Genomic DNA, 17376 nt, shown 5'->3' with positions numbered 1-17376 from the left:
ACCTCCGGTCAGACCGCGGGTTCCGGCTCAAGGGCGCGGGGACGGATGCGGCTGGCCGCGATGGCCGCCGCGGCGAGACCGGCGATGAAGAGCGCGATACCGAGCACGTACAGGGCAACGGCGAGGTAGCCGCCCGGCTGCGCCGGGTCGAGGAACGGGTAGGTGTAGAAGCCGGTCAGCGTTCCCCGGAGCAGTGCGTAGACCACCCAGAGCACCGGGTAGATCAGGGCATAGCCGAAGCGCGTCCAGGCCAGAGCCGGTCGCCCCGGCGAGAGAATCCAGTCCAGGGCGATGAAGATCGGCGCCCAGACGTGGAGCACCTCGTTGGGCCAGCCCACCCCGATGAAACCGTCGGAGACGACGCCGCGGAGCAGGGCGTTGTAGACCACGCCGGTGACGACCGCGTAGGTGAGCACCGACATCCGTACCGCGGTGAGAAGCTGGGGGTCGACGCGGCTTCTCAACGCGAGGGACCCTCCCACGAGCAGCACGACCACGTTCATCAGGCTCGACTGGATCGTGAAGTAGCCGAAGTACTCGGTGGCCACGAACGCGTCGTTCCAGAGCTGGTCGGCGATCTGTGTGATGATGCTCGCGAAGAGCAGCAGCCCCATGGCGATGCGCAGCAGACCCGAGAGGCGTCGGAGGGCGGAGGGCGATGCTGAATCGGAGGCCACCGTAGGAATTACTGTTGAAGTCACTGGAAAAGAATAGTGCTGCCGAGCTGAGGAATCAGTGGGGCCGGCCGCTCGCTTGACCGGCCCTGAACCACAGTCACCCAATCACCCAACTGGTCCCTAACATTAGTGATCACGCCGAAAATCCTCATTGAGGACACGACAGGAAGGTCACAGTTGCTGGAAGTAACTGCGCTCCGCTGGACGCTCACTATCGCACTCATTCTGGGTCTGCTCGCGCTCGACCTGGGCCTGGCCATGGCTCGGCCGCACGTGGTCAAATTCCGGGAGGCCGCAGTCTCGTCGGTGCTGTACATCGCGGTCGCCATCCTGTTCGGCCTCGTTTTCGCGGTCCAGGTGGGCTGGGGCTTCGGCGCGGAATACTTCGCCGGGTACATCGTGGAGAAGAGCCTGTCCATCGACAACCTCTTCGTCTTCGTGATCATCATGGCGACCTTCGCCGTGCCGGAAAAATACCAGCAGAAGGTGCTCATCTTCGGAATCGTGCTGGCCCTCATCCTGCGGGCGATCTTCATCGCGCTGGGCGCCGCCCTGCTCTCGCTGTTCTCCTTCATGTTCCTGATCTTCGGCCTGGTGCTGATCTTCACGGCCGTGCAGCTGTACCGGCACCGCAATGTCGACCCCGACGTGCAGGACAACGTGCTGGTCCGGGTGGCCCGTCGGGGTCTGACCGTGACCGACGACTATGTCGGCGGTCGGATGTTCACCCGCATCGCCGGCCGCCGCGCCGTGACACCACTGTTCATCGTGCTGATCGCGATCGGCAGCACCGATCTCCTCTTCGCACTGGACTCGATCCCGGCGATCTTCGGAATCACCGATGAGGCGTACATCGTCTTCACGGCCAACGCCTTCGCCCTGCTCGGGCTCAGGGCGCTTTTCTTCCTCGTCAAGGGACTCCTCGACCGGCTGGTGTACCTGTCGACCGGCCTGTCCCTGATCCTGGCGTTCATCGGTGTGAAACTTGTTCTGCACTGGGGACACGGCCTTGACGACCGCGTGCCGGAGATCAGCACGAACCTCAGCCTGATCGTAATCGGTGTGGTGTTGACCGTGACCACGATTGCCAGCCTGGTCAAGACGCGCCGGGATCCCACGGCACGAGCGCATGCCGGCTCACTCCGGGCAGCGGATCGGCCCGACCCCGAACCCGCGGAGCGGACCGACCCGGAGAACTAGAAGGGGCTCGGAGACCTAGAAGGGGAACAGCAGCCGGTGCAGGAACTGCCGGGTGCGTTCCTCCTTCGGGTTGCGGAGCATCTGCTTCGGGTCGCCGTGCTCGACGATCCGGCCGCCGTCGACGAAGGCGACCTCGGTGGCCACCTCCCGGGCGAATTCAAGTTCGTGGGTCACGATGACCATGCTCCAGCCCTCCACGGCCAGCTCCTTGATCAGGCGCAGGATGTCCCCGACGAGTTCCGGGTCGAGCGAGGAGGTGGGCTCGTCGAAGAGCAACAGCTGCGGCCGCAGGGCGAGCGCGCGCACGATTCCCACGCGCTGCTGCTGACCGCCCGAGAGCTCGAACGGGTAGCTGTCCTTCTTGGCACTGAGGCCCACCCTGTCGAGCAGCGCGAGCGCTTCCGCCTCGACCTCCGCCTTCGGACGCCGCTGCACGACCACGGGCCCTTCGAGCACGTTCTCCAGCACGGTCTTGTGCGGAAACAGGTTGTAGTGCTGGAAGACCATGGCCGAACGGTCACGCAGCGCCGCGAGCTGCTTCTTCGACGGGGGAGTGCCGAAGTCGAGCGAGACCTCCGCAGCGACGTCGATCGTGCCGCCGTCGGCCAGTTCCAGGCCGTTCAGGCAGCGCAGGATGGTGGTCTTGCCGGAACCTGACGGGCCGATCAGCGCGAGCACGTGGCCGCGGCCCACCGCCAGGTCAACGGACTGCAGCACCTGGTTCGGGCCGAAACTCTTGCGCAGGCCCCGCACCCGGAGCAGGGCGCCCGGGGCCGACGCGGCATCCCTGTCGGTCGAGTCGGTGGGGTCGGTCGGATCAGTGGGCGACATAGCGGTCCAATCGCTTCTCGAGAACGCTCTGGATCGAGGACAGACCCAGGCAGATCACCCAGTAGACCAGGGCGGCCTCGAGGTAGAGCAGCATGAATTCCTGGCTGAAGGCGGCCACCTGCTGCGCCTCGCGGAACAGCTCCGTGACCAGGATCAGCGAGGCGAGGGAGGTGTCCTTGACCAAGCTGATGAAGGTGTTCGACAGGGGCGGCACCGACACGCGGGCGGCCTGCGGCAGGATGATCCGGGTCAGCGCGCGGCGGTGCGACATGCCGATCATGTACGCCGCCTCCCACTGCCCCTTGGGCACAGACAGGATGGCCGCCCGGATCACCTCGGCGGCGTAGCCGCCGACGTTGAGCGAGAACGCCACCACGGCGCTCGGCCAGGGGTCGATCAGGATGCCCAGAGACGGTAGACCGTAGAAGATCACGAACAGCTGAACCAGCAGCGGGGTGCCGCGAACGATCGAAATGTAGACCCGGGCGATTCCGGACACCCACCGGCGCCGGGACAGGCGCATCAGCGCCAAGCCGAGCGCGAGCGTGATTCCTATCGCGAACGAGGCGAGGGCCAGCGGGATCGTACCGGCAATCGCCCCGTGCACGATGGGACCGAGCGAGGTCCAGAAAAGTTCCCAGGCAGATTGGTTCATGGCTGGAACGGGTTACTTGGAGACGTCGGACCCGAAGTACTTCTCCGAGATCGACGTCAGGGTGCCGGCGGCGGCGAGCTTGGCGAGGGCCGCGTCGACAGCATCCGTCAGTTCCGTGCTGCCCTTGACGAACGCGAAGGACGATGCAGACTTCTCGTCGGTGTTCGCGGCGACCTTGAGGCCGGCGGCTCCGGTCTGCTTCTGGTAGTCGAGGAAGGTCAGGTTGTCGTTCACGGTCGCGTCTACGCGACCCTGTTCGACCAGGGCGACCGACTGGGCCCACCCCTCGACGGCCTGGACGTTGGCGCCGCTCTCTGTGGCGAGGGTGTTCCAGTTGCTGGTGAGCGACTGCGCGGTGGTCTTGCCGGCCAGGGACTCGAAGGAGGTGATCGAGGTGTTGTCGCTCTTCACCACGATGACGCCGGTCGAGACGGTGTACGGGGTCGAGAAGTCGTACTTCTCGACGCGTTCCGGGGTCGCCGTGACCTGGTTGGCGATGACGTCGAAGCGGCCGGCCTCGAGGCCGGCGAAGATGCCGTCCCACTGGGTTTCTTCGAACTTGGCCTTGACGCCCAGTTCGGCGGCGACGGCCTCGATGACCTCGACGTCGTAGCCGGTCAGGGCGCCGGAGCCGCCCTCGTGGAACGTGAACGGGCGGTAGGTGCCCTCGGTTCCCACGGTGAGAACGCCGGCGTCCGTGACGGAGGACAGCGAGGTGTCGGCGCCGGTGGTTGCCGCCTCGTCGGTGCCGGCACCCGCGGAGCAGCCGGCCAGCGACACGGTGAGCGCTGTGAGGAATACCGCCGACAGGATCTTGAGCTTCATGGTTTCTGGCCTAACCGAGGTTGCAGGAGCGTATCCGCCGCCGAAAAGCGACTTCCGAAGACTAACAAGCAGTGGGCTCCGGTCAATATTCCCGTGACGCCCGGCGTCACACACCCCACAGGGCCCAGTCAATGGCCTTGTCGGGTATTTTGGGCCGGATTAGGCTGCGGGCGTGGCGAGCATCCGATGCCTGATCTCGGATTCGCTTGTACAACGGTCCTTACCCGACCGTACAACGGTCCTTACCCGACCGGATTCGGCCCAACCCGGAGGAGCCCGCATGAAGCTGACTGCCGACCAACATGACCGATCGGCCGGAATGCTGCTCGGCATGGCATGCGGGGATGCCCTCGGGGCGGGCTACGAATTCGCCGGGCCGTTGCCGGAAACCACCTCGGTCAGCATGCGCGGCGGTGGCGGTTTCCACTGGGCGCCCGGCGAGTGGACCGACCACACGGCACTGGCCGTGCCGCTCGCGATGGCCGCGGCGGAGGGCAGGGATCTCCGGGACGAGGTGGTCCTTGACCACGTCGTGGCCCACTGGGTGGGCTGGGCGAAATCGGCACCGTACGCCGGCGTGCAGCTGGGCAAGGTGCTCTCCGCCAGCGAGCCGAACGCAGAGTCCGTGCGCCGCGCGGCGAAGGAGCAGCACGACCGGAACGGGCGCAGCGCCGGCAATGGATCGCTTCTGCGCACCGCGCCGGTGGCGCTGGCGTTCCTTCGCGATCCGGTCGCCCTGGCCCGGGCAGCGCGCCTGGTAAGCGAGCTGACGCACCCCGAAACCGAGGCAGGCGACGCCTGCGTGCTGTTCGGGCTCGCCCTGCGACACGCGGTGCTCGAGGGCGAACTCGACATTCGGGTGGGCCTGTACGCCCTGCCGAGCGACCGCCGCGGGGACTGGTCGGCCCGGTTCGACGAGGCCGAGAGTAAACGGCCGGCGGACTTCCCGGGGAACGGCTGGGTCGTGCAGACCCTGCAGGCCGCCTGGTCGGCCATCACGCACGCCCGGGGAACGGATGCCGGCCAGGTGCGCCGTGCCATCGAAGCCGCGGCCCGCGGCGGTGGCGACACCGACGCCGTGGCGGGTGCCGTGGGCGCGCTGACCGCAGCCCGCTGGGGGCTGGAAGCCGTGCCTACGGTCTGGCGCCACCTGGTGCAGGGCTGGCCGGGGCTGCGCGGCGTGGACCTGGTGCGTCTTTCGATGCAGGCCGCCCACGGCGACGAGGCCGGGGGAGTCGTGGCAGACAAGGTCGGCCGACGGCGCACGGTCAGGCTGCGCGCCCTGCACTGAGGACGGTTGTCCAGGGGGTTAGGTTTCCGGCGGTTCAGGTTTCCGGCGGTTCAGGTTTCCGGCGGTTCAAGATTTCAACAACTCAGGATTTCAACAGCTCAGGACTTCAACGCCAGCGCGAACGGCAGCACGGCCGCCACCCCCTGGCGGCGCAGCAAGCGACCCGCGACCGTGAGGGTCCAGCGGCTGTCGGCGAGGTCATCGACGAGCAGGATCGGCCGGCCCTGCACCGCTTCGAGGGCCGCGGCCAACTCCGACCCCACCGCGAAGTGGTCCCAGACGTTGGCGAGTCGGTAGGCGCTGTTGCCGCCCGCCGTGCCGGTGGGGCCGCCGTTCACGAGGTCGAGCGAGCCGAGCCAGGGCAGGCGGCCCGCGTCGGCGAACGCCTGTGCCACCGATCCGACCAGCAACGGATGCCGCCGCGAAGGCACGCTGACCACCGCGGCCGGTCGTTCATCCCAGCCCCATTCCGCCAGCACGCGAATGCAGGCCTGGATCAGGGCCGGGCTCGCCGGGGCATCCGTGGGCGGGGCATCGGAGGTCTGGGTGGCGAAGAGGCCGCGGAGTGGCCCGCCCCAGCCCAGGTCGGTGAGGCGGGCGAGGGCGCGGCCGGGCAGCATCCGTTCGCCGGCCGGGATGTTTCCGCGTACGTTGACGCCGAGGCTCGCCACCCCGGTAGGCCACTGGGCGCGCGGTTCGAGGGCCACTCCGACGCGGTCGAGCGACGCGGCGGCGACGGAGGCCATCTCGGGTGCCACGTCGCCGGGGAACCAAGCCATGGTGCAGTTGTCACAGCGGCCGCAGGGCACCGCGGTGTCGTCGTCGAGGGCACGCTGCAAAAATTCCATCCGGCAGCCGGTGGTGCGCTCGTAGTCGAGCATTGCCTGCTGCTCGTTCACCCGGGCGGCGGCGATGCGTTCGTAGCGTTCCCGGTCGTAGAGCCAGGGCTGGCCGGTGGACACCCAGCCGCCGGTGACTCGGCGCACGGCGCCGTCGACGTCGAGCACCTTGAGCAGCAGCTCGAGCGGGCTGCGCTTGAGGTCGACGCGGGCCTCGAGCGCGGGCGTGGACAGCGGGGCGCCGCCGTGGTCCGTGAGCGCCCCGATTACGGCCTCGGCCTTGTGCTGGCTGGGCATCGAGGAGGTCGCGAAGTACTGCCAGATGTCTTCGTCTTCGACTCCGGGCAGCAGCAGCACGTCGGCGTTCTCGGTGGCGCGTCCGGCGCGGCCGACCTGCTGGTAGTAGGCCACGGGTGAGGACGGGGCACCCAGGTGCAGCACGAAGCCGAGGTCGGGCTTGTCGAACCCCATGCCCAGGGCGCTGGTGGCGACCAGGGCCTTGACCTCGTTGCGCTTGAGCATTCCCTCGGACTCCTCCCGCTCGGCCGTGTCGGTTTGCCCGGTGTAGGCGCGCACCGGGTGCCCGGCCTCCCGCAGCAGCCGGGCGGTGTCCTCCGCAGCCGAGACGGTGAGGGTGTAGATGATGCCGCTGCCGGGCAGTTCGTCGATGTGGCTGAGCAGCCAGGCCAGCCGGGTGCGCGAGTCCGGCAACCGCAGCACGCCCAGGCGCAGGGATGCCCGGGCGAGCGGCCCCCGGATTGTGACCACCTCGGTGCCCCCGGTGGTCGTGCCTGTGGAGTGCGGAGAGCCTGTGGAGTGCGGAGAGCCTGTGGAGTGCGGAGAGCCTGTGGAGTGCGGAGAGCCTGTGGAGTGCGGAGAGCCTGTGGAGTGCGGAGAGCCGGCCGTCACCAGCTGCGCCGCGACATCTGTCACCACCCGGCTGTTCGCCGTGGCCGTGGTCGCCAGCACGGGCACCCCGGCGGGCATCTGGGCGATCAGGTCGCGCAGGCGCCGGTAGTCCGGCCGGAAATCGTGCCCCCAGTCGGAGATGCAGTGGGCCTCGTCGACGACGAGCAGCCCCACCCGGGTCAGGAGCGCCGGGAGCTGCTCGTCGCGGAACTTCGGGTTGTTGAGCCGCTCCGGCGACACCAGCAGCACATCGACCTCGTCGCCCTGCAGCTGCTGCTGCACCTCGGCCCACTCGTGCGGGTTGGCGGAGTTGATCGACACGGCGCGCACCCCGGCCCGGGCGGCCGCGGCCACCTGGTCGCGCATCAGGGCGAGCAGCGGTGACACCAGGATGGTGGGGCCGGCACCCTGGCGGCGCAGCAGCAGTGTGGCGACGAAGTAGACGGCCGACTTGCCCCACCCGGTGCGCTGCACGACCAGGGCCCGGCGGCGCTGGTCGACGAGGGTCTCGATGGCCTCGAATTGCCCCTCGTGGAAGTCGGCGTCGTCACGCCCGACCAGGTTGCGCAGGATCTCGAGGGCGGCGGCGCGGGTGTCGGTCATCCGTCCAGCTTCGCAGATGCGGGTGACAGTGCGCCGGGCTCGGCTACAGCGCGTCGAGCCGGGCGGCCACCTCGGCCGGAAACCCACCGGTGCCGATCGGGCTCCACCGGGTGGGGGTGATGCGGATCCGGGCCTTGTCCTGCAGGGCCATCGACGCCCGGTACTCGGCCCAGTCGGAGTGCTCGCCGGCGATACACCGGAAGTACTCGACCAATCCGTCGCCTGCCTCGGGCCTGTGCAGCACCTCGGCGTCGCCGTCGAGCAGCACGGGGTGCAGCCAGAGCATGTCCTCCCGGATCTCCAGCCCGGTGTAGCAGCGCACGACCATGTCGACCGATCCGGCCATCGCGCCGAGGTGGATGCCCTCGTGGGTGGAGGCGCCGAGGATGTCGCCGAGGTCGCTGTCGAGGGCCCGGGTCAGGTAGACCCAGGACCGTTCCCGGTCGCGGCGGGCGTCCAGCCAGGAGTGCACCACGTTGCTGAGCGTGGAGCCGTGGGTGGAGCGTGCGGAGTAGAAGTCGACGGTTCGCACAATGGCTTCCGGCGGCAGTTCGTAACCCATGGTCTCGAGCAGGTCACGCAGCTCCTCCGCGGAGAGCAGGTAGAGCAGCATGAGCACGTCGGCCTGCTTGGAGAGCCGATAGTTGTTCGTGCTGTCGCCCTCGGCGTTGAGGATCAGGTCGAGCCGAGCGATGGAATGATACCTGCCCCGGTAGGCGTCCCAGTCGAACTCGGGGAGGTCTTCGTAGCCCTCGAATTGGCTGATCACGCCGTCGGCGTGGAACGGCACCCGCAGCCGCAGGCTGATCCGGGCCCACTGGTCGACCTCGTCCGGCCGAAGTCGCAGCCGGTTCCAGAGCGGCCGGCAGTCCCGGTTCTCCAGCAGCGCCACGGTGTCGACCGCGCGGCGCAGCACCCACGCGGTCATCACGTTCGTGTAGGCGTTGTTGCGGACGCCGCTGCCCGGCGCACCGGGGTAGCCGTCGTGGAATTCGTCCGGCCCCATCACCCCGACGGTGTCGTAGCGGTCGTCCACCTCGTCGTAGCGGGCCAGGCTCGCGAAGAAGCGGGCCACTTCGAGCAGCATCTCGGCACCCTGGTGAATCAGGAATTCGGTGTTACCGGTGGACTGGTAGTACTCCCAGACGCTGTAGGCCACGGCGAGGCCCACATGCCGCTGGTTCTGGGAATTGTCAGGCATCCAATGCTAGGACAGGGGGTTGAAGAGTTCCGTCGGGGTGGACTCGCGCCCGTCGATGCCGCTCTGCCACGAGAATATCGCGGCGCGGGCCGGGTGCGGGGGTTTGTTCGGCTGGATCATGGGTGCGCTCCTCCTGGCCGTGAACGACTGGCCGTGCGTGCGGCCCGTGAATGTGTACATAGAACGCAGAGTGGTTGGATTGTCCCATGACCTCCCAACCCGACTACATCGCCGATTTCGCCGACTTCATCACGGCCTCACCGTCGTCCTACCACGCGGCGGCGGAGGTCGCCCGCCGCCTGGACGGCGCCGGTTTCGACCGTCTGAGCGAAACGGAGGAGTGGTCGAACGAACCCGGCCGCCGTTACATCCTGCGCGACGGCGCCGTCGTCGCGTGGGTGCAGCCGGCCGACGCCGGCCCGACGACCCCGTTCCGTATCCTCGGCGCCCACACCGATTCGCCCGGTTTCAAAGTGAAGCCGAAGCCGACCATCGGCGCCCATGGCTGGCTGCAGGCCGGGGTCGAGGTCTACGGCGGCCCGCTGCTGAACTCCTGGCTCGACCGCGAACTCGAATTCGCCGGCCGTCTGACCACCGTCGACGGCACCGAGCACCTCGTGCGTACCGGCCCGTTCTGCCGCATCCCGCAGTTGGCCATCCACCTCGACCGCGACGCCAACACCGCCCTCACCCTCGACCGGCAGCGGCACCTGACCCCGGTCTTCGGGGTGGGGGAGAAGAGCCAGGCCGATCTGGTCGAGCACCTCGCCGGTCTGGCCGGGCTGGCGGGCGAGGATGTCGCCGGGTACGACATCATCACGGCTGACACGGCGGCACCGGCCCGGTTCGGTCTCGGCGACGAACTCTTCGCCGCCGGACGGATGGACAACCTCTCCTCTGTGCACGCCGGCCTCGTCGCTCTCATCTCCGCCCCCACGTCGGCCGGGCAGATCCAGGTGCTCGCGGCCTTCGACCACGAGGAACTCGGCTCCGAAACCCGCTCGGGCGCGAGCGGACCGCTGCTCGACGACATCCTGACCCGGATCGGGGCGGGGCTCGGGGCATCCGTCAGCGATCGCCTGCGCGCCTACGCCGGCTCCTGGTGCCTCTCGGCCGACGCCGGCCACTCGGTGCACCCGAACTACCCGGAGAAGCACGACCCGGCGAATATGGTCGTCGCTGGGGGCGGGCCGCTCCTGAAGATCAACGCCACCCAGCGCTACGCGACGGATGCCGCCGGTGCCGCGCTCTGGGCCCGCACCTGCGCGCAGGCCGGCGTGGCGTACCAGGAATTCGTTTCGAACAACACGGTGCCCTGCGGCTCCACGATCGGGCCGCTGACCGCCACGCGCCTCGGCATCCGCACGGTCGACGTGGGAATCCCGCTGCTGTCGATGCATTCCGCCCGCGAACTGTGCCACGTGAACGACCCGGTGGCGCTGAGCGTCGCGATCGGCGCGTTCTTCGCCCCCGAGCACTAACGACCGGTGAGTGACTTCGGCAGTCGAGCCCAGCCCCGCCCCGGCGAAACCCGGAGATGAGGATTCAACTCCTTCCGGATAGTCAAGGTATCTGATAGCATGGCTATCAGACATTCTAACTATCTGTACGACGGCTCTCGCGTCGTCCGCAGAGGAGATTCTCATGACCGTCCACCTCATCGCCGGCGCCGGCTACATCGGCGAAGCCCTCGCCCGCGCCCTCGTCGCGCGTGGGGACACCGTGCTGCTCGCGACCCGCTCCGGCACGAACGTGTCCGGCACGACGTCGGTCACCCTCGACGCGTCCGATCCGGATGCCTTGGCCACCGCAGCAGAAGGCGCCGCCACGATCTTCCTCGCGACCGGTCCTCGCCAGTATCACCGCTGGCCGGAACTGTGGCCCCCGATGCACCGGGCCGCCATCGAAGCGGCCCACCGGTCCTCGGCCCGGCTGGTGTTGATGGGCAACCTCTACGGCTACGGCGAGGACAGCGCCATGCCCATGTCCGAAACGACGCCGCTGCACCCGACCGAGCCGAAGGGGCAGGTGCGAGCCGAGGGCTGGACGCTCGCGCTCGCCGCCCAGGCCCGGGGCGAGATCGAGGTGGTCGAGGTGCGGGCGAGCGACTACTTCGGACCGGGCGCCGGCCGGAACTGCCAACTCGGCTCGGCCTTCTTCGGGCCCGTACTCGCCGGCCGGTGCGCCCGGATCTTCGGCAGCGCGACCGAACCGCACAGCTGGTGCTACCGGGCCGACATCGTCGCCACCCTGATCGCGGCCGCGGACTACCGCGGGCCGTGGGGCCGGGTCTGGCACGTGCCGGCTGCGGAGCCGCTCTCCCGCGCCGAGATCGCCGAGCGGGTGAATCGGCTCACGGGCGAAAAGGGCAGCGTCAAGGAAATGAGCCCGGCGTTCCTGCGACTGCTCGGCGTCTTCTTGCCGTTCATCCGAGCGGCCAACGACTCGGCCTACCAGTTCAACCGGCCGTTCCTGGTTGACTCCACTGAGACCGAGCGACTGCTCGGTGTGCAGGCCACACCATGGGCGGAGTCGTTGGCGGCCGTGATCGAGAGCTATCGGGCGCCGGCCGTGCGGGCGGACGCCTGACCATGGCGGACGCCGCCATGAAGATGGCCGAACTCAGCGCACGCAGCGGTGTGGCGGTCGCGACGATCAAGTTCTATCAGCGGGAGAACCTGCTCCCGCCTGGCGTTCGCACGGGTCCGAATCAGGCGCTGTACGGAGACGCGCACCTCGGTCGCATCCGTCTCATCCTCGGCCTGACCGAGGTCGGTGGCCTCACCGTCGCAGCCGCCCGGCGCGTGCTCGAAGCCATCGATTCCGAGCTCCCCCTGCCGGAGACATTCGAGATCGCCCAGCATGCCGTCTCCGAGGCGGTCGATCCGACGACGGTGACGGCGGACGCCCTGGCCCACGTCGACGCGCTGATGGCGGGCTGGCACGTCTCGGACGACAACCCCGGTCGCCTCGCGGCGGCCCGGGTCTTCGACACGTTCACGGGAATCGGCCAGATCGACGCCGCTGGTTGGTTCCGGCGCTACGCCGCCGCCGCCCTCGTGGCGGCCGAGGCCGACATCGATGAACTCGACGCCCGCATCGAGCGGGCGGCCAAGGCGGAGATCGTCGTCGTGGGCACAGCGCTCGGCGACACGCTGTTCTCAGGCCTGCGCCGGGCGGCCCAGGAGCATCTGTCCTCTCTCCGGTACCCAGTGCAGCCGGCGTCCGAGATCTGAAGCAGATCGCACGCCCCGCCAACACATCCAGGCAACGAAACCAGGCAACCAAACCGCAAGGTCCGAGGAGTGATCGTGTCCAGCCAGTCGTTCCAGTCGTCCCAGTCGTCCCAGTCGTCCCAGTCGTCCCAATCGTCCCGGCTGCACCGGGCGCTTCGCCCCCTGGTCTGGCATCGGCCCCTGCTCTGGATGTCGGTGGCCATGGCTGTGCTGGTCGTGATGTGCCTGATCGGGCTACTGGTCGACCACCGCACACTCACCGGCGCTCCGATCTGGGCCAAGCCGCTCAAATTCTCGATCAGCGTGCTGGTGTATGGGCTTACCCTGGCCTGGCTGCTCCCGCTCCTTCGGCGGAGGCACCTGGCCTGGTGGATCGGCACCGCTGCGATGGTCGCCCTGGCCATCGAGATGGTCGTCATCGTCGGGGCAGCCTCGGTCGGAGTGACGAGCCACTTCAACGTCTCAACCCCACTCGCATCCGTGCTGTGGTCGGTAATGGCGTTCTCGATCGTCGTGGTCTGGCTGGCGACGCTGATTCTCGCGTTCCTGCTCTTCCGGGCTGATCTCGGAGACCGGGCCAGGTCGCTCGCCGTGCGCTCGGGAGGGCTCATCGCCGTGCTCGGGATGGGGCTCGCCTTTCTCATGACGGGTCCCACCGCGGACCAGCTGGATTCGTTCCAGGGTGTGGCCGGGGCTCACACTGTCGGCCTGTCCGACGGTGGCCCCGGGTTGCCGATGCTGGGCTGGAGCACCGTGGCCGGTGACCTGCGCATCCCGCACTTCGTCGGGATGCACGCCCTGCAGATGCTGCCGCTGGCCGTCCTTTTGCTCGAGCTCCTGGCCCGGTGGGTGCCTGTGCTCCGGGTCGGCAGGGTGCGGGTGGGCATCATCGGGGTTTTGGTGGTCCTCTATCTGGGCGTGCTCGCGCTGCTGACCGGGCAGGCGCTCGCCGGACAATCGATTGCGCGCCCGGGGGTCCTCATGCTCTTCCTGGCGATGGGACTGTTCGCGGGAGCGACGGTGGCCATCGGCGGCGTCATATGGAGTGCTCGGTCGCGCGGATAGGTTGGCGTCAGCCGGCGAAGGCGGATTGGCGGTGTCCCTGCACGGGATGCCCGAAGCGGGACTCCACGAGGTCCTCGTCATCGGCGAGTTCGCAGCCGCCCTCGTGCACGATAGCCGGCCAGACGATGCGCAGATCGTTCCCGACATGGGCGGTGGCGCCGATCCCGCATTCTCGGCAGTGGACGGTCAACACCCAGTCGTTTTCTCTCATTCCTAGAGATTTCCTCAAATCGAGGGCGTCGACAAGGGGGTGTACTTTCGCGCCGCGATATGCAAGCCGCCGTGGGCGACTGCGAGCGAGGACGGCGCCGGTGGGTCAGTGAACGGCGATCCTGCCCAGCAGGAGATCCGCGATCGCCCGGTAGCCGGTGTCATTGGGGTGGAATCGGTCGCTGGCTCCGCCGAAAACATCCCGTCCGGCCGGCCCCCGGTTGGCCTCGACCGGGTATAGCCCGTACAGGCTGACGAATGCGCCACCCTGCCGCGCGCATTCCTCGTCGATGAGCGTGTTGTAGGCGTCGGACCCGTCGGCGCCACCGGCGCTGCCCCAGGTGCCCACGCAGAGCAGCGGCACCCCGGGCGATTCCGTGTGCAGGCGTCGCAGGAGTGCGCGGTAGCTGCGCGCGAACTCGTCGGGTGCCGTCTGGTGCACCACATCGTTGGTGCCCAGCTCGACCACGGCCAGGTCGAGGTTCTCGGGTACGTCGACCAGCCTGGACACCGTGCGAGTGGTGGCGCCGGCGCGATTCTTGTGGAATTCCTGAATCGGTCCGTCTGCCGAGAGGGCATCGACCATCAGCGGACGAAACCCAAGGTCCTGCCGCTCGGCGTTCAGGCCGTAGCTGATCGAATCCCCGACGAACAGAATCCGCAGCGGGCGTTCATCCGGGCGGTCCACCTGCACAGTGCTGTCGGCCGCGGGCGGGGAGAAAGGGAAAACGCCACTGAGTCCGAGTGCACCCAGGCAGAGTGCCGCCACGGACAGCGCCGCCAGGCCGAGCACCACCACCCGATACGGAACACGGCGGGTTGGAATTCCGGCCGCACTCCGGCGACCCGGGCGTGGAGGCATCCCCCAAGCCTAGGCGGGATTCGCCTCGGCGAGGCGTGCGATGCGGGTGCGGGCGGCATCCTCCGAGGTCGACGACCGGCCCAGCAGCAGGCGCACCAGGCCGAGAACGGCTCCGGTGGCCCAGACCACGGGCAGCAGGGAGCGCCGGAGGCCGAGCAGCTCACGGTACTCGCGGGGGATCGAGGCGACGGCGCCGGCGAACATCACCCGGTAGAACGGCAGCATGCCCCGACGGAGCGGTGGATTGCGGATGAATCGAACCGCCTCGGCGACGCGCTCGTCGCTTTTCAGGATGCCGGCATCCCGGAACGCATCGAGCTGTGCCTGCAGTTCCGATGCGGAACGGGGCGGATTGTGCACGCCGATCAGCTCTCCGGCCTTGGCCCACTCGCGCACGTAGCCGTCGGCGCCACCTGGGATGGGGCCTCCCCAGATCGAGTGGGTGGCCAGGAAGGCGTCGGTGAAGACGATGTGCACCCAGGCGAGCAGTTCGGGGTCTCCGGCGGAATACGGCCGCTCGATCCCCTGGGCGTCGCGATAGGTTCCGGCGACCCGGTCGTGGAACCGGCCCACCCTAGAGGACTCGTGCTCGGCCAGGGTGGTGTCGGCGAAGGTCACGGTGACCAGCCACTGAATCGTGCCGGAGAGTCGTCCGAGCGGGTCTTCCTTGTAGCGCGACCAGTCGTGCACGCCGGCCATCGCGCCGGGATGCAGGGTCTGCATGAGCAGGGCACGGATGCCGGCGACCATCGTCGCCATCCCGCCGTGCACGGCCCAGGAGGCCGAGCCCGGACCGAAGAAGCCGACGTCGTCGCCGAGTTCCATCTTGTCGACCCAGTGCGGGCGCCCCTCGCCGTTTCCGGAGAGGGTCACCAGAAGATGCGACCGCCAACTGTCTACGAACCTGCTCATTGACCGAGGCTAACTCCTGGTGGCTGGGCATCGGCCTCGAACCTCCTCCGCGGCGGGGCGCATGGCCGCTATGCGCTGCCGGGTGCGCGGCAGCATCCTAAACTCGGAACCATGGCAGCGCCTCGCTTAATTTTCGCCGACCAGCTCGGCCCCCACTTCGATGACGGCGGACCTCTTCTCATGGTGGAGGCTGTCGGTGTTCTGGGCCAACGCACCTATCACCGGGCCAAAGCGCACCTGATCCTGAGCGCCCTCCGGCACCGGGCCAGGGAACTCGGTGACCGGGTGGAATACCTGCACGCCGAGCATTACCGGGACGTGCTCGCCGGCCGTGACCTCGAGGTGGTCGATCCCACATCGTGGGGCTCCCGTGCCCTGGTGCGGGAGCTCGGCGCGCGGGTGCTGCCCAGCCGCGGCTTCGTCACCAGCGAGGCGGACTTCGCGCTCTGGGCGGCCGACCGGCCGCCGTCGCGTCTGATCATGGACCAGTTCTATCGACAGGTGCGCACCGAGACCGGGCTGCTCATGCGCGGACCTGACCCCGAGGGTGGCAAGTTCAACTTCGACCACGACAATCGCCAGCCACCGCCGAAGGGAGCGGTGAACCTGGGGCTGCCGGACCCGTTCTGTCCGGTCGAAGACGATATCGACGCGCAGGTACGCATCGACCTGGACCGGTGGCAGGCGGAGGGGCGCGTCCACCTGATCGGTGAGGACGGCCCGCGCCGGTTCGCGGCCACCCGGGCGGAGGCGCTCGCCGCGCTCGCCGATTTCGTCGAGACGCGCCTGGGCGACTTCGGTCCGTTCGAGGACGCCTCGCTGCTCGGGGATGAATCCATGGCCCACTCGAGGCTGAGCGTTCCCCTGAATCTGGGACTGCTGCATCCGCGCGAGGTGATCGACGCCGTGGTCGCCGCCTACGAGACCGGGGGAGCCCCGCTGCAGAGCGTGGAAGCCGTGGTGCGCCAGATCATGGGGTGGCGGGACTGGGTCTGGCACCTCTACTGGCATCTGGGCGAGGACTATGTGCGGCGCAGCAACCACCTCGAGGCGCAGGTGCCCCTGCCCCGCGAGTTCTGGGAGCTCGACGGCAGCGCGGTGCGGGCGAAGTGCTTGAGTCATGTGCTCGGGGAGGTGCGTCGCACGGGCTATGCGCACCACATCCAACGACTGATGGTGCTCGGCAACTGGGCCCTGCAGCGCGGCTACCAGCCGGCCGAGCTCACCGAGTGGTTCACGAACTCGTTCGTCGACGGCACTCCGTGGGTGATGCCCGCCAACGTGGTCGGGATGTCCCAGCACGCCGACGGCGGAATCGTCGCCACGAAGCCGTATGCGTCGGGGGGTGCGTACATCTCGAAGATGAGCGACTTCTGCGGCGCGTGCACGTTCAACCCGAAGAAACGGCTGGGCGAAGACGCGTGCCCGTTCACCGCCGGGTACTGGGCCTTCCTCGACCGGGTGGAGCCGCGCATCCGGGGGAATCACCGCATGGCACAGCCGCTCGCCGGGCTGCGCCGCCTCGTCGACCGGGAGGCGGTCGTCGACCAGGAGCGTGCCCGCACCCAGTGGTGAGCGGCGAATAGACTTTCGATATAACTCTCCACAAGATGCGAACAACTCTCGCCTCTAGGGTTCCCGGCGGAGAGGTGGAGCGGACGCTGATCACACTGCCGAGCAAGCGGATCTGAGGCGGGAGTGCGGCCTGTGGCCTCGACAGGCTCCACCGCCGGGGATTTACCTGACCTCGGTGGGCCAGTCGGTCACGCCGGTGAGGGCGGCCTGCAGGGAGACCGCCGAGGCGCGGGCCTGGTCGGCGCCGTGGAGGTTGTAGACATCGATCGCGAGCGGAGGGGCCTCTCCGAATTTGGGGATCTCGACCTCGACACGACCACCGCCGACGAGCGGCACGAACGGATGCGCCGTCCCGGAATCCTGCACGGTCGACCCGACCGCCTTCGCAATCAGACGCAGCGCGTCGGGCTTGGTGACGTGGGCCTGTGCCACGATCGTTGCCGAGTAGTCCATGGAACTCCTTCACCGGGACGGCGCTGCGATTG

17 protein-coding genes are annotated in these 17376 nt (G+C 68.5%); 7 read left to right on the top strand and 10 right to left on the bottom strand.

Translation table 11 applies throughout. The features are described 5' to 3' along the window. Positions 1-8: 8 nt before the first annotated feature. Positions 9-701 carry a Pr6Pr family membrane protein gene (locus tag E3T28_RS02645; protein WP_134427684.1) on the bottom strand — a complete coding sequence of 231 codons (693 nt, stop codon included), beginning with the start codon at positions 699-701 and terminating at the stop codon, positions 9-11. Between the two features lie 153 nt (positions 702-854). Here E3T28_RS02645 and E3T28_RS02640 point away from each other — a divergent pair, with 153 nt between their 5' ends. Beyond that, positions 855-1877, top strand: a complete 1023-nt coding sequence (locus E3T28_RS02640; protein ID WP_134427683.1) for a TerC/Alx family metal homeostasis membrane protein — start codon at positions 855-857, stop codon at positions 1875-1877. A 15-nt stretch (positions 1878-1892) separates the two neighbouring features. On the opposite strand, the gene E3T28_RS02635 is transcribed toward E3T28_RS02640, so the two are convergent. Genes E3T28_RS02635 through E3T28_RS02625 form a run of 3 tightly spaced genes read right to left on the bottom strand, consistent with a single transcriptional unit; the run spans position 1893 to position 4188 of the window. Further along, positions 1893-2708 (bottom strand): amino acid ABC transporter ATP-binding protein, encoded by an 816-nt coding sequence (locus tag E3T28_RS02635; RefSeq protein WP_134427681.1) that lies wholly within the window; start codon positions 2706-2708, stop codon positions 1893-1895. Beyond that, complete coding sequence (locus tag E3T28_RS02630) at positions 2695-3363, bottom strand: amino acid ABC transporter permease (protein WP_134427679.1); 669 nt, start codon at positions 3361-3363, stop codon at positions 2695-2697. Before E3T28_RS02630 ends, E3T28_RS02635 begins: the two co-directional genes overlap by 14 nt. Positions 3364-3375: 12 nt before the next feature. Next, positions 3376-4188: an amino acid ABC transporter substrate-binding protein gene (locus E3T28_RS02625; protein WP_134427677.1), complete on the bottom strand. Its 813-nt coding sequence runs from the start codon at positions 4186-4188 to the stop codon at positions 3376-3378. A 280-nt stretch (positions 4189-4468) separates the two neighbouring features. Here E3T28_RS02625 and E3T28_RS02620 point away from each other — a divergent pair, with 280 nt between their 5' ends. Then, positions 4469-5479: an ADP-ribosylglycohydrolase family protein gene (locus E3T28_RS02620; protein WP_134427675.1), complete on the top strand. Its 1011-nt coding sequence runs from the start codon at positions 4469-4471 to the stop codon at positions 5477-5479. A gap of 98 nt (positions 5480-5577) precedes the next feature. Here E3T28_RS02620 and E3T28_RS02615 read toward each other — a convergent pair whose 3' ends face one another. Continuing rightward, a complete protein-coding gene (locus tag E3T28_RS02615; protein WP_134427673.1) occupies positions 5578-7830 on the bottom strand; it encodes a RecQ family ATP-dependent DNA helicase in 2253 nt (750 codons plus the stop codon). 43 nt (positions 7831-7873) lie between these two features. Further along, on the bottom strand, positions 7874-9031 hold the full coding sequence (locus tag E3T28_RS17250; RefSeq protein WP_166786901.1) for a hypothetical protein: 1158 nt from the start codon (positions 9029-9031) through the stop codon (positions 7874-7876). A 206-nt stretch (positions 9032-9237) separates the two neighbouring features. Here E3T28_RS17250 and E3T28_RS02605 point away from each other — a divergent pair, with 206 nt between their 5' ends. The 4 genes from E3T28_RS02605 (at position 9238) to E3T28_RS02590 (ending at position 13332) form a co-directional block, all read left to right on the top strand. Next, positions 9238-10512, top strand: a complete 1275-nt coding sequence (locus E3T28_RS02605; protein WP_134427671.1) for a M18 family aminopeptidase — start codon at positions 9238-9240, stop codon at positions 10510-10512. Between the two features lie 163 nt (positions 10513-10675). Next, on the top strand, positions 10676-11620 hold the full coding sequence (locus E3T28_RS02600) for an NAD-dependent epimerase/dehydratase family protein (protein WP_134427669.1): 945 nt from the start codon (positions 10676-10678) through the stop codon (positions 11618-11620). 2 nt (positions 11621-11622) lie between these two features. Then, entirely contained in the window at positions 11623-12267 is a 645-nt protein-coding gene (locus E3T28_RS02595) for a MerR family transcriptional regulator (protein ID WP_198417137.1), read from the top strand. A gap of 75 nt (positions 12268-12342) precedes the next feature. Next, positions 12343-13332 (top strand): hypothetical protein, encoded by a 990-nt coding sequence (locus E3T28_RS02590; RefSeq protein ID WP_241979133.1) that lies wholly within the window; start codon positions 12343-12345, stop codon positions 13330-13332. Positions 13333-13339: 7 nt separating this feature from the next. Here E3T28_RS02590 and E3T28_RS02585 read toward each other — a convergent pair whose 3' ends face one another. The 3 genes from E3T28_RS02585 to E3T28_RS02575 form a co-directional block, all read right to left on the bottom strand. Further along, the gene (locus E3T28_RS02585; protein ID WP_134427667.1) at positions 13340-13543 is read right to left on the bottom strand and encodes a hypothetical protein; all 204 of its coding nucleotides are present in this window, start codon (positions 13541-13543) and stop codon (positions 13340-13342) included. Positions 13544-13648: 105 nt separating this feature from the next. After that, on the bottom strand, positions 13649-14404 hold the full coding sequence (locus E3T28_RS02580) for an SGNH/GDSL hydrolase family protein (protein WP_134427665.1): 756 nt from the start codon (positions 14402-14404) through the stop codon (positions 13649-13651). Positions 14405-14413: 9 nt separating this feature from the next. After that, entirely contained in the window at positions 14414-15316 is a 903-nt protein-coding gene (locus E3T28_RS02575) for an oxygenase MpaB family protein (RefSeq protein ID WP_134427663.1), read from the bottom strand. 111 nt (positions 15317-15427) lie between these two features. Here E3T28_RS02575 and E3T28_RS02570 point away from each other — a divergent pair, with 111 nt between their 5' ends. Then, complete coding sequence (locus tag E3T28_RS02570; RefSeq protein WP_134427661.1) at positions 15428-16891, top strand: cryptochrome/photolyase family protein; 1464 nt, start codon at positions 15428-15430, stop codon at positions 16889-16891. A 162-nt stretch (positions 16892-17053) separates the two neighbouring features. Here E3T28_RS02570 and E3T28_RS02565 read toward each other — a convergent pair whose 3' ends face one another. Beyond that, complete coding sequence (locus E3T28_RS02565; RefSeq protein ID WP_134427659.1) at positions 17054-17344, bottom strand: hypothetical protein; 291 nt, start codon at positions 17342-17344, stop codon at positions 17054-17056. Positions 17345-17376 lie beyond the last annotated feature (32 nt).

It is taken from the genome of Cryobacterium sinapicolor (assembly GCF_004403465.1).
Taxonomy (GTDB): Bacteria; Actinomycetota; Actinomycetes; order Actinomycetales; family Microbacteriaceae; genus Cryobacterium; species Cryobacterium sinapicolor.
The sequence above is the reverse complement of the archived record's forward strand: the minus strand, read 5'-3'. Positions and strand labels throughout refer to the sequence as shown.